The organism is Verrucosispora sp. CNZ293 (genome assembly GCF_002754655.1).
In genome coordinates, this window is record NZ_PEFR01000001.1 from 1,628,382 (window position 1) to 1,640,429 (window position 12,048).

The window sequence follows — 12,048 nt, forward strand, 5'->3', positions numbered from 1 at the left end:
AGAATATGTGGGCTGTCAAACGGTTTTCGCCACCCTCAGCCGTGATCGGTGCCGGCCACGCTCCCCGGAGGTGATCGGTGGGCGACCGCTTTCCGTGGTGACCGATGATGGCTTCATGGCCCGACAGAAGCCCGGCAGAACGAACCTGCCCGCGTCGAGCGCGCAGGGGGCGTGGGAAGCGCTGGTCCTCGAGGTCGAACGGCCGGCCCGACCCGCCCTGCGGGTGGAGGCAGCCGGGCGGGGTCTGCTCGTGCTGCGGCACGGTGAGGCGATCGTGCTGCTGGCCAGCGTTGCCGATGACCGCTTCGGCGTGGCGTACGCGTCTGTCGGTCGGCACCGCCCGCCGGTTCGGCCGATCCGCGCGGCCCGGTCGGCGGCCTTCGGCCCTGTCGACGCGGCCGGCTCCTGGCAGGCGCGGTGGGCTCATTACTTCGCTACCGAGTTGGCCGGGACCGTCGAGGGGCCGCTGCACGCCGGCCGCTGGGTGATCGGCGGCGTCGTCGCGGACCCGGCCGTCGACGCGAGACAGCGGCGGGCACCCGTGCCGCTGCCGCACGACCGGGGCTGGATCGACTGGTTCAGCGGCGACCGGAACCGGCAGATCCTGCCGCTCCGCCCGCTGGCACGTCCCGACCACGGGCGGGTCAGGGCATACCGGAAGCAGTTCCGGGAGGGCATCCTCCCGCCGGTCCTGCTCTGGTGGATCAGTGGTCTCGACTGCCACGTCGTGCTGGACGGTCACGACCGGCTGGTCGCCGCGCTCGCCGAGGACGGACAGCCGCCGCTGCTCACGCTCTCCTTGACGAGCCGGCACCGGGTCGACGTCGACACGGACGCCGCCGTGCACCGCTACGCGAGGACCACCGAGGAAGTACGGCACCAGGTGACCGCCGGTACGCCCGGTGCGGCGGAGGCCCTCGCCGCCGTGCACCGGCGTCTCGCCCGCGAGCTGGGCAGTGTCGGTGCCGGCTACGGCACGACCCGCGCCTGGCCCCTGCGGGGCGGCCCGGCAACCTGGCACCGGCTCGCCGCCACGCAGGCCCCGGAATGGCACGCGGAGATCGCAGCGGCAGACGAGGGATACGGTCGGCGCCCGCCCCCCGACGGGCGCCGACCGCAGCTCAGCCCTTCACACAGATCACCTGCTTGAGGTGGGCGACCACCTCCACCAGGTCCTCCTGCTGCGCCATCACCTCGTTGATGTCCTTGTACGCGCCGGGGATCTCGTCCACCACCCCGGCGTCCTTACGGCACTCCACTCCCGACGTCTGGGCCGCCAGGTCCGCCGTGCTGTACGTCCGCTTCGCCTGGGCCCGGGACATCCGCCGGCCCGCCCCGTGCGAGGCCGAGCAGTAGCTCCAGTCGTTGCCCGAGCCACGGACGATGTACGAGCCGGTGCCCATCGAACCGGGGATGATGCCCAGGTCCCCGAGGCCGGCACGGATGGCACCCTTCCGCGTCACCAACACGTCCACCCCCTCGTAGGTCTCCTCCGCCACGTAGTTGTGGTGGCAGCTGATCGGATCGTCGTAGCTGACCTGCGGGAACCGTTCCCGCATCAGGTTCATCAGGACGGCGAGCATGACGGCGCGGTTGCGCCGCGCGTACTCCTGCGCCCACCACAGGTCGCGGCGGTAGGCGTCCATCTCCGGCGTACCGGTGAGGAAGACCGCCAGGTCCCGGTCGGGCAGGTCGGCGTTGTGCGGCAGCCGGCGGGCCACCGCCATGTGCCGCTCGGCCAGTTCCTTGCCGATGTTGCGCGATCCGGAGTGCAGCATCAGCCAGACCCGGCCGGCGTCGGCACCGCCCTGCTCCAGGCAGACCTCGATGAAGTGGTTGCCGCCACCGAGGGTGCCCAACTGCCGCCGGGCCCGCGCCTCCAGCTGCGCCACCCGCCGGTCGAGGTCGGTGAAGCGTCGCCAGAAGTCGACCCAGCCGCGCTGTTCCAGCCCTCGGATCCGGCGCGGATCCACCGGCTCGTCGCGCTGGGCGAAGCCGACCGGGATGGCCTCCTCGACCGCCCGGCGCAGCCCGGCCAGGTCGTCGGGCAGGTCGGCGGCGGTGAGCGAGGTACGCACCGCCGACATGCCGCAGCCGATGTCGACTCCGACGGCGGCCGGCGAGACCGCCTGCCGCATCGCGATCACCGAACCGACAGTCGCACCCTTTCCGAAGTGCACGTCCGGCATGACCGCGACACCCTGCACCCAGGGCAGCGCACCGATGTTGCGCAGTTGCCGCGCGGCCTGCGGCTCGATGCCGTACGGGTCGGTCCACACCCGTACCGGCGCCCGCGTTCCCGCGAGCAGGCTGAAGCCCATTGTGATGTTCTCCTGAGTTCCGCGGCGAAGCCCGTCGATCATGCACTTACGGTCGTTGATATGCGGCTTTTATCCCGTTTACCAGGGACCATAACTGCATGATCGACGACTGCGGGTGAGCGACGGGTGGTGAGAAGGTGAGGTGCGGGAGGCGGCCCGGGGTGGGGCGGTCTCCGACGTCGAGTTAGCGGCGGTGCGCCGATCGCCAGGCTGGCGTACCGGCCACGGGGAGGGCCGGCCTGCCGGCGGGTGCGGCGGGACGCCACAGGCATCGACCGACCTGGATACGGTTCAGTTCTCGCACGGCATGCTCCTTCCCGGCTCCGACGTGATCAACCTGATGCCGGAAAGGTTATGGGCGAACGGCAGTGCCCGCAATGGATATTGACCGGCCCGACGCGACCCGGCCCACGGCCGTCCCCGGTTCAGGCCCGCGCCGAGCTCTCCCGCTCGTCGGCGATACGGTCCAGGTGATCGGCGAGTTCGTCGGTGACCAGCAGATCGGTGCGGATGTCCTCGTGTGGGTACGCGGCCCGTCCGACCATGTGCGCCGCCACCGGCGCGGTGGCGAGGGAGAACGCACCGACCAGCACCAGCGTGGTGATGTCCACCCCGGTACGCAGTCGCAACGCGCACCCGACAAGCACCAGCAGCAGCCCGAGCACCTGCGGCTTGGCGGCGGCGTGCATCCGGGTGAGCAGGTCGGGGAAGCGCACCAGTGCCACCCCGGCGGCGAGGCTGAGCAGCGCCCCGGCGATCAGGAAGACCGAGGCGACCACGTCGAGGACCACGTCGAGACTCACGTCTGGCTCCCGTCCGACGTGCTGCACGCGGACGCGTCGTGGCGTCGGGCGGCGAAGCGGGCGATGCTCACCGAACCGACGAATCCGAGCACGGCCAGCACGACAAGCACCGGCAACGCGGTGGCGTCCCGGCTGTAGGCGGCCTCGGTGGCTATCGCGGCGACGATGACGGCCAGCAGCACGTCGGTGGCCACGGCCCGGTCGAGGATCGACGGCCCGCGAATGATCCTGATGAGGGTGAGCCCACCGGCCACGGCGAGCAGCACGGTGACGGTCACGGCGACAGCGGTCATGCGGGTACTCCTTCCCGGTCAGCCGGATTTTCCCGGATGCGGCGCAACTCCTCGGGTGAGCCGATGGCCTCGACGATGCGGGCCTCAAGCTCGAAGACGCCTCGGCGGAATCGTTCGACCTCGTCCCGGCTGGTCACGTTGAGCACGTGAATGTAGAGCGTGCCGGTCCGGCGGTCGGCCTCCAGGATCAGGCTGCCCGGCACGAGCGACAGCGCCTCCGCGTTGAGGGTGAGATTGAGATCGGTGTTGACCCGCAGTCGCACCGCGATGATGGCGCTCTGCGGGGTGTGGCCGACCCGCAGCGCCAGCCAGGCGACCTGCGCGGAGGCCACCACCAGGTCACTCAGGAACCGCAGCCAGAAACGCACCATCGGCAGCGGGTGGATCCGGCCGGCAAAGGTCACCGGGGGCAGCGGGAAGACGGCCAGCAGGACGACGGCCACCACCAGGCCACTGATGATGTTGGCCCAGGAAAGCGTGCCCCAGAGCAGCACCCAGACGGCGACCAGCGCGGTCACCGCGGTGATCTGGTTACGCCGCCGGGCGGTGCGGTTCAACACGGGACGGAGCGGCTCGTTCGGCTCCGTCGGGGTCAACGGGTCGGAACTCACGGCGGACCTCCCGGGAAGACGGCATCGACGTACGGCGTCCGGCGCAGCAGGTCGTCGGCGGCGTCGGTGCTGAGGTCGAACAACGGGCCGGCGACCACCGTCAGCGCCAGGCCGAGCACCACGAGGGCGAGCGTCGGCGCGATCATCAGCTTGGGCAGCACAGCGCCGGACTGCCCGCCGCCGCCCCGGTCCGGCTCCACCGCGCCCTCGGTGCGGGCCGCCTGCTCGGCGTCGTCGCCGGCCGGCATGTCCGCGTGCGGTGTCCGCCAGAAGGCCAGGTTCCACACCCGGGCGATGGCGTAGAGGGTGAGCAGGCTGGTGATCAGCCCGCCGGCCACCAGGATCCAGGCCAGCACACCGCCATCGTCGACGCCGGCCTGGATCAGGCCGAGCTTGCCGAGGAATCCGGAGAACGGCGGAATGCCGGCGAGGTTCAGCGCGGGCACGAAGAACAGTACGGCGAGCACAGGTGAGAGCCGGGCCAGGCCACCGAGACGATCCAGCGCGGTGCTGCCGCCCCGACGTTCGACAAGGCCGGCGGCGAGGAAGAGGGTGGTCTGGATGGTGATGTGGTGCACCACGTAGAAGATCGCCGCGGACAGGCCGAGCGATGAGGTGAGTCCCACCCCGAAGAGCATGTAGCCGATGTGGCTGATCAGCGTGAACGACAGCAACCGCTTGATGTCCGACTGGGCGACCGCGCCGAGGATGCCGACCACCATGGTCAGCACCGCCGTCACCAGCAGCAGGGTGGCGGTGCGTCCACCGGGGAACAGCAACGTCTCGGTACGGATGATCGCGTACACGCCGACCTTGGTGAGCAGGCCGGCGAAGACCGCGGTCACCGGGGCGGGCGCCGTCGGATAGCTGTCCGGCAGCCAGGCCGACAGCGGGAAGACCGCCGCCTTGATGCCGAAGGCCAGCAGCAGCATGCCCTGGAGGAGCAGGCGCAGGTCGTCCGGCAGGGTGTCCAGCCGGTCGACGAGTTGGGCCAGGTTGAGCGTGCCGGTCGAGGCGTAGACCAGGCCGATCGCGATCAGGAAGATCACCGAGGAGAGCAGGCTCACCACGACGTAGGTGGTGCCGGCGCGGATCCGGTTCTCGGTGCTGCCCAGGGTCAACAGCACGTAGCTGGCGACCAGCAGGATCTCGAAGCCGACGTAGAGATTGAACAGGTCACCGGAGAGGAACGCGTTGCAGACACCTGCGGTCAGCACCAGGTAGGTCGGGTGGTAGACCGACAGCGGGGTCTCCTCGTGCCCGTCGGCCATACCCTGCCCGATCGAGTAGACGAGCACGCAGAGCGTCACCGAGGCCGAGACCACAAGCATCAACGCGGCAAGTTGGTCGGCGACAAGCACGATGCCCAACGGGGCGACCCAGCCACCCACCTCCACCACCAGCGGGCCGTGCAGGCTCGACTGCACCAGCAGCGTGGCCGACACCGCCACGGTGGCGGTGAGCACGGTGAGGCTGACCCACCGCTGGGCGTGCGGACGGCCGAGCAGCAGCAGTGTCAGTGCCGCGCCGAGCAGCGGCATCACCACCGGCAGCGGAACGAGGTGCGTCATCCGGCCCGCCCTGCTTCCACCACGTTGGCGACCGGTCGCGCGTCGGTCGACTCGTCGTCGTCACCGTCGCCGGTGCCGCCCTCGATGTCGGCGGTGCCCGGTCCCTCGTCGCGTATCGCGAGATCCATGATCCGGCGGTCCTCGACGTCGTCCTGCACCTCGTCGTGCCCGTTGAGGTGCCAGCTGCGGTACGCCAGCGCGAGCAGGAACGCCGTCATGCCGAGGGTGATGACGATGGCGGTGAGGATCATCGCCTGGGGCAGCGGATCACTCATCTCCTCCGGAGCGGTGGTGCCGACGATCGGCGGTCCACCGGCCCGCCCACCGGTCAGCAGCAGCAGATTGGCGCCGTTGCCGAGCAGGATCACTCCCATCAGCACCCGGGTGAGGCTGCGTTCCAGCAGCAGCGTCACCCCGGCGGCGACGAGTACGCCGACCACGATCACGTAGGTGAGGTTGGGGCTCACACCAGCTCCCTTTCCCGGATCTCGGCACTCTCGGTCTCGCTCTGGCGGTCCATCTCCGCGCCGAGGCTGCGCAGGATGTCAAGCACCAGGCCGACGACGATCAGATAAACACCGACGTCGAAGAAGACCGACGTGACGAAATGGACGTGCCCCAGCACCGGCAGGTGGAAGTCGAGCAGCGCGCTCTGCAGGAACTCGCCGCCGAGCAGCATCGCCCCCACGCCGGTGCCGACGGCGACGAACAGGCCGGCACCGAGGACCACACCTGCGTCGACGGGCGCCGCGCCGTTGAGTTCCGTACGGCCGCCGGCCAGGTAGCGCACGGCCAGCGCGAGACCGGCCACCAGGCCGGCGGCGAAGCCGCCGCCCGGCGCGTTGTGGCCGCTGAAGAGCAGGTAGATGGAGAAGATGACGATGGCGTGGAAGATCAGCCGGGTCACCACCTGGAGGATGACCGACTGTGCTCGGGTGGTGGCACCCGTGGTCAGCCACCGTGGGCGGTTGTATTCCGCCCGGCCGTCACCGGGAATGTCGCCCCGCCGGTGCAGGTCGCCCGCCCGACGGAAGATCAGGCTGGCCACCCCGGTGGCGGCCACGACCAGCACGGCGATCTCGCCCATCGTGTCCCAGGCCCGGATGTCGACGAGGGCCACGTTCACCACGTTCTTCCCACCACCGTACGAAACGGCTTCGTCGGGAAAGCCGACGGAGATCGGGATGGCCTGGCGGGCGCCCGTGGCGACGTACGCCATGCCGGCGGTGACCGCGCCGACGGCGACGCCGATCGCGACCCGACCGCGCCGGCTGGACCGGATCGGACGTTCCGAGAACTTGGCCGGCAGCCGCCGCAGCACCAGGACGAACATGACGATGGTGACGGTCTCCACCAGGAACTGGGTCAACGCCAGGTCGGGTGCGCCGTGCAGGACGAACAGCAGCGCGGTGCCGTAGCCGGCGACGCCGACCAGGATCATCGCGGTGAGCCGGCGCAGCGCCCGGGCCGCCATCACCGCCGCCACGATCACCACGGCGGCGGCGACCGCCTGGAGTGGGGTGTCCCAGACGTGGAACCGCTGCGGCCAGGGTGCCCCGATCAGCAGCGCGCCACCGGGCAGCAGCACCAGTACCACCAGGATCACGCCGAGGTAGAACGGCAGCGAACCACGCTGGGTGGCACCGGTCAGCTCCACCGCCAGCCGGTCCACGGCGCCGATGACCCGCGTGTAGGCGGTGGCGCTGTCGAAGGGCAGCCGCAGCGTGGTACGCACCCGCTCGCGGCGCATCAGGTGGAACAGCCCGGCACCGCCCGCCACCGCCAGCACCGACAGCCCGAGCGCCGGGGTCAGCCCGTGCCACAACGCCAGGTGGTAGCCGGGCTCGGCACTGGAATACAGATCGGCGTACGGGGCGAGCAGCCGGTCCACCGCCGGGGCGAGCAGGCCGGCGGCGGCCCCGGCGAGAGCCAGCGCCGCCGCCGGGGCCAGGAACGGCCACGACACGGGTGCCATCTCGGTGGCGGGGACGTCCGGCTTGCCGGCGAAGGCTCCCCAGAGGAACCGCAGGGTGTACGCGACGGTCAGCACCGAGCCGAGGAGCACCCCGACCAGCACCACCAGGTCGGCTCCGCCGCCGTGCAGCAGCGCCTCGACGGCGGCCTCCTTGGCGACGAAACCGGCCATCGGCGGCAGACCTGCCATCGAGGCGGCGGCGAGCCCGGCCACCACGGCCAGCGCCGGTGCCCGCCGACCCAACCCGCTGAGTTCACGTAGGTCACGGGTACCGGCGGCGTGGTCGATGAGCCCGACGGTGAGGAAGAGCGTGGCTTTGAACAGGGCGTGCGCGAGCACCATCGCCACACCTGCCAACGCGGTGTCGCGGGTGCCGCCGCCGAGGATCACCATCAGCAGGCCGAGCTGGCTCACCGTGCCGTAGGCCAGCAGCAGCTTGAGGTCGACCTGGCGCAGCGCCGCCCACCCGCCGAGGAACATGGTGATCAGTCCGGCGGTCAGCAGCACCGGCCGCCACGGGGTGACCTCGGCGAGCGCCGGTCCCATCAGGGCGACCAGGAACACGCCGCCTTTCACCATGGCGGCGGCGTGCAGGTACGCGCTGACCGGCGTCGGTGCCGCCATCGCCCCCGGCAGCCAGAAACTGAACGGGAAGATCGCCGACTTGCTGAGCGCGCCGAGCAGGATCAGCACCACGGCGACCGCGAGGTACCCGCCGCCGGGGAGGTTCGCGGCGATCTCGGACCAGCGGTAGCTGCCGGCGTGCTGGCCGAGCATGACGAACCCGGCGAGCATCGCCAGGCCGCCGAGCGTCGTCACCAGCAGGGCCTGCATGGCGGCCCGCCGGCTGGCCCGTTTCGCCGGGTCGCTACCGATCAGCAGGTACGAGAAGACTGTGGTCAGTTCCCAGAACACGTACAGCAGCAGCAGGTCGTCGGAGACCACCAGGCCGAGCATCGCGCCGGCGAAGGCGACGAAGACGGCGGCGAAGCGGCCCAGACCCGGATCGTCGTTTCGGAAGTAGCGGGCGCTGTAGGCCAGCACCAGCGCACCGACGCCACCGACCAGGGCGACCATCAACCAGGACAGCGTGCCCATCCGGAGGGCGAGTTCCAGCCCGAGTTGCGGCACCCACGCCACCGTCTCGACCACCGGTACGCCGTCGCGGACCCCGGCGGTCTGCGTAAGCGCCCACACCAGCGTCGCGCCGGGCGCCAGCGCCACCAGGTAGAGGGCGTTGCGCCCCCAGAGTCGCACCAGCGCCGGGGCGATCACAGCTGTCAGTGCATGGACCGCCACCAGAGCCAGCACACACCCTCCCCAGAGATCATCAGCCGGTGTAACGACCCTATCCGGTTACAGCCGTTATCCGCATCCGTCGTGATTCTGATCAAACGCGGACGCCATCGCGTGTGCGGTCGGCGGCGGTCAGTCCTTTCCGATGCGTCGCAGCCGTCCGTCGTCGCGGTCAATGCGCAGTTCCCGTTCCAGCTCGACGATGAGCGTACGCAGGTCGTCGAGGCGCTGGCTGATCGCGATCCGGTCCACCTCGTCGGGCACGCCGTCGCCGTCGGAGTCGTAACCGGGGCCGAGCCCTTCGGTCATCTCCAGCCGGCGCGCCTCCTCCATCGAGTTGACGAAGACCGCGATCAGGATGTTGAGCAGCAGGTTGACGGTGATCACCACGTAGCTGCCGTAGTAGAGCACCGTCCAGGGCGAGAACTCCATCCCCTGCTCGATGAGATCCGGCAGCGTCTCCAACGACAGCAGCACGAACAGGGTCAACAGGGACCGTCCGATGTCCCCGTACTGCTCCGGATAGACCTCGCCGAAGATCAACCAACCGGCCATGCCGTAGACGTAGAGCGTCACCACGGCCAGGGCGAAGAAACCGCCGATACCGGGCAGGCTGCGCCACAACGCCGAGACGATCGTCCGCAGGCCGGGTGAGAACCGCACCAACCGTACGATCCGCAGCACCCGGACCACCCGCAGCAGCGCCGAGTCGCCGTGCAGGCCGGGGACGAAGATGGCGGCGATCACCAGGAAGTCGAAGACGTTCCAGCCGTGCCGGAAGAAGTCTTCCGGGCGGCGGCCGTACGCCAGGATCCGGACGGTGATCTCGGTGACGAAGACCGCCCGGAACGCCCACTCAAGCGCGTGCAGCGCGGTGCCGGCCGGGCCCAGGTCGGGGTAGGTCTCCAGGCCGAGCACCACGCCGTTGGCGAGGATGACCACGACGATGACGATCTCGAAGGTGCGAGACGCCGCGAGCCGGGCGCAGAACTCGAAGAGCGCGGCAGCGCGGGTGGTGCGGGCCGACCCGCCTCGCGGAGCCGGCACGGGCCGACCCCTCATCGTGCGACCGGCCCCGGTGCGGACACCGGGGCCGGTGAGGCCACCCACCGTGCGTCGTCGGCGTGCTGACGTACGGCAATCATGGTCGACAGCCTACGGGGCGGCGGAGACAGGCATCAGCCACCCAGTCGGCGCACCATGTTCATCACCGTCTCGACCTGCGCCCCGCCCTGGATCGGGTAGTTGGTGGCGCCGAGGTAGCCCCACCAGTCCCAGCAGCCGTTCGGGTTGCTGGGCACGGCGACGGCCTGGGGGTACAGCACGATCGTCGCGTTGGTGTCGGCGTACTGGTTGAGGTTGGCCCGGTCCACGAAGGCGGTACCGACCCGGCTGTGGCCCTGCAGGCAACCGTGCAGCGCCACCAGCAACCGGCAACTCACTCCCGAGGCGCAGGACGACGGGACGTAGGCGAAGCCGTTGGCGTCCATGCTCAGGCCGTTGGCCCAGCCGCCCACCGCGAAGGTGTGTTGACTGAAGCGCACGAGGGTGCCGCCGAGCGGCCCGGTGTTGGGCGGCTGCACCGACCCGAAGAGCTTGCGCAGGAAGGTCTGCTGCGGGTCGGTGCCACAGTCGTTGAGGTACGGCGCGGCCGTGGTCGTGCAGCCCACAGTGCCGTAGGGCGTGACCCAGCCGTGCCCGGCGGCGGAGCCGCCGTCGTACTGGACGCTGGCGCCGAAGTGCTGCTGATAGCGGACCAGGTCGTCGCTCACCGACCGCTTCACCGTGCCGTCGGATCCACCGTGGAACACGTACACCGGTTCGCCGGACAGCCCACCGACCGGGTCCACCCAGCCGTATCCGGCCCAGGTGCGGGTGTACGCCTGAAGTGCGCTCAGATTCGTCGGGTAGATGTTGTCCCCGCAGCCGTACAGCGCCTGTGCGACGTTGTTCTGGGCGCAGTAGTAGGGGCCGGCGGCGAACAGCGCCGCTCCCCTGATCCGCTGCGAGTAGGCCACCTGGATCTGGTTGGCCAGGTAGGCGCCGGAGGAGACACCGGCGACGTACACACCCGAGATGCGGTACGTCGACAGGCTCCCGGACACGGGGGCCCTGGTGTGCGGGGTGCCGGCGGCGTGGGCGGGCGCCACCGGCGTGAGCAGCAGGGCCGCGACAGCGGCGGCGAGCAGTCGCGAGGCAGGTCTGATCATGACGCTCCCTGGGTCGGCGAGCGCCGGCTGTGGTGTCGGCGTACGGCGACGCTAACGTGACAGACGTCACCGCCGACATGCGCGCGGCCCACACGTCGCGGGGTCGCACAGTGGTGCCGGTAGCTGTCCCGGCCTCTCCCCCGTCGCCCCTGAACCGTCCGACGAGCGCGAGCGTGCTCAGTCGATGGTGCCGAGCTGCAACCAGACCCGAACCCGCTCGGTGACGTCGTTCCGTCCACCGAGGGCGTCGCGGACCTCGGCGGTGAACGCGGCCCGCCCGGATGCCGAGGGCAGCCGGTCGGCCGAGAGAGCGGAGAAGACACCACCGACCATGTCGTCGACGGTGAGTGGCGCGTCGTACTGCACGACCGACTCGGTGTAGCGGTAACCGGCCCGGACGAGTGCCTCCCGGTTCAGCCGACGACCTGCCTCATCGGTCTGGCAGGTGGCCCTGACGGGGTGCCCGAGAAGCCGTTCCAGGCAGTCGCGCAGGGCTGTGGACCACTCGGCGTTCTGTGACCACAACGGAGCGCCGTTGGTGATCACGGCGACCCCGCCGCCGGGACGCAGCAGCCGCCGGGCAGTCGTGAACAGCGGGTCACGGTCCATGAAGTGGACAGCGACGGCGACTGTCAGCGCGCCGACCGTCCGTTCACCGAGGAGTCGGCCCAGCGCGGGCAGATCCCGGTCGGCACCGAGTACCCATGTGACGTTGGCTCTCGCCGCGCTGAGGGCGGCCTCGCGGGCCTTGGCCAACATGTCCGGCTCGGGGTCCACGCCGATGACAGCGCCCACCCGGGCGGCGAGCGGAAGAGTCAGCTGGCCGGTGCCGCAACCGAGGTCGAGCACGGTGTCGCCGCCGCCGAGCCGGTACGCGGCGGTCAGGGCGTCGAGCACCTCGGGCGGGTAACCGCGCCGGTGCCTGGCGTAGTACGTCGCCACCTCACCACTGAAGTCCGCCCGCACGT

At 70.5% G+C, this 12,048-nt stretch carries 11 protein-coding genes; 1 reads left to right on the plus strand and 10 read right to left on the minus strand.

Going from position 1 to position 12,048, the window contains the following annotated elements:
- Nucleotides 1-115 precede the first annotated feature (115 nt).
- On the plus strand, nt 116-1,150 hold the full coding sequence (locus CLT74_RS07475) for a hypothetical protein (RefSeq protein WP_143697102.1): 1,035 nt from the start codon (nt 116-118) through the stop codon (nt 1,148-1,150).
- Here CLT74_RS07475 and CLT74_RS07480 read toward each other — a convergent pair.
- The 10 genes from CLT74_RS07480 to CLT74_RS07525 all read right to left on the minus strand — a co-directional run bounded on the left by CLT74_RS07480 (nt 1,122) and on the right by CLT74_RS07525 (nt 12,046).
- Nucleotides 1,122-2,321 (minus strand): RtcB family protein, encoded by a 1,200-nt coding sequence (locus tag CLT74_RS07480; protein WP_099845893.1) that lies wholly within the window; start codon nt 2,319-2,321, stop codon nt 1,122-1,124. The genes CLT74_RS07475 and CLT74_RS07480 overlap by 29 nt on opposite strands.
- A gap of 425 nt (nt 2,322-2,746) precedes the next feature.
- On the minus strand, nt 2,747-3,124 hold the full coding sequence (mnhG, locus tag CLT74_RS07485) for a monovalent cation/H(+) antiporter subunit G (RefSeq protein ID WP_099845894.1): 378 nt from the start codon (nt 3,122-3,124) through the stop codon (nt 2,747-2,749).
- The gene (locus CLT74_RS07490) at nt 3,121-3,417 is read right to left on the minus strand and encodes a monovalent cation/H+ antiporter complex subunit F (protein WP_099845895.1); all 297 of its coding nucleotides are present in this window, start codon (nt 3,415-3,417) and stop codon (nt 3,121-3,123) included. The genes mnhG and CLT74_RS07490 overlap by 4 nt, the downstream gene beginning before the upstream one ends.
- A complete protein-coding gene (locus tag CLT74_RS07495; protein WP_486582105.1) occupies nt 3,414-4,028 on the minus strand; it encodes a Na+/H+ antiporter subunit E in 615 nt (204 codons plus the stop codon). The genes CLT74_RS07490 and CLT74_RS07495 overlap by 4 nt, the downstream gene beginning before the upstream one ends.
- On the minus strand, nt 4,025-5,599 hold the full coding sequence (locus CLT74_RS07500; RefSeq protein ID WP_099845896.1) for a Na+/H+ antiporter subunit D: 1,575 nt from the start codon (nt 5,597-5,599) through the stop codon (nt 4,025-4,027). The genes CLT74_RS07495 and CLT74_RS07500 overlap by 4 nt, the downstream gene beginning before the upstream one ends.
- The gene (locus tag CLT74_RS07505) at nt 5,596-6,066 is read right to left on the minus strand and encodes a Na(+)/H(+) antiporter subunit C (RefSeq protein ID WP_099845897.1); all 471 of its coding nucleotides are present in this window, start codon (nt 6,064-6,066) and stop codon (nt 5,596-5,598) included. Before CLT74_RS07505 ends, CLT74_RS07500 begins: the two co-directional genes overlap by 4 nt.
- Nucleotides 6,063-8,885 carry a Na+/H+ antiporter subunit A gene (locus CLT74_RS07510; RefSeq protein ID WP_099845898.1) on the minus strand — a complete coding sequence of 941 codons (2,823 nt, stop codon included), beginning with the start codon at nt 8,883-8,885 and terminating at the stop codon, nt 6,063-6,065. Before CLT74_RS07510 ends, CLT74_RS07505 begins: the two co-directional genes overlap by 4 nt.
- A 117-nt stretch (nt 8,886-9,002) precedes the next feature.
- Nucleotides 9,003-9,917: an ion transporter gene (locus CLT74_RS07515; protein WP_486582107.1), complete on the minus strand. Its 915-nt coding sequence runs from the start codon at nt 9,915-9,917 to the stop codon at nt 9,003-9,005.
- Between the two features lie 131 nt (nt 9,918-10,048).
- Entirely contained in the window at nt 10,049-11,080 is a 1,032-nt protein-coding gene (locus tag CLT74_RS07520) for an extracellular catalytic domain type 2 short-chain-length polyhydroxyalkanoate depolymerase (RefSeq protein WP_099845899.1), read from the minus strand.
- 177 nt (nt 11,081-11,257) lie between these two features.
- Nucleotides 11,258-12,046 (minus strand): class I SAM-dependent methyltransferase, encoded by a 789-nt coding sequence (locus tag CLT74_RS07525; RefSeq protein ID WP_099845900.1) that lies wholly within the window; start codon nt 12,044-12,046, stop codon nt 11,258-11,260.
- Nucleotides 12,047-12,048: the final 2 nt, after the last annotated feature.

Coding starts and splice junctions, on each gene's coding strand:
- CLT74_RS07480 (WP_099845893.1), bottom strand. CDS start 2,321: ATGGGCTTCAGCCTGCTCGCGGGAACGCGGGCGCCGGTACGGGTGTGG.
- CLT74_RS07490 (WP_099845895.1), bottom strand. CDS start 3,417: ATGACCGCTGTCGCCGTGACCGTCACCGTGCTGCTCGCCGTGGCCGGT.
- CLT74_RS07475 (WP_143697102.1), top strand. CDS start 116: ATGGCCCGACAGAAGCCCGGCAGAACGAACCTGCCCGCGTCGAGCGCG.
- CLT74_RS07520 (WP_099845899.1), bottom strand. CDS start 11,080: ATGATCAGACCTGCCTCGCGACTGCTCGCCGCCGCTGTCGCGGCCCTG.
- CLT74_RS07500 (WP_099845896.1), bottom strand. CDS start 5,599: ATGACGCACCTCGTTCCGCTGCCGGTGGTGATGCCGCTGCTCGGCGCG.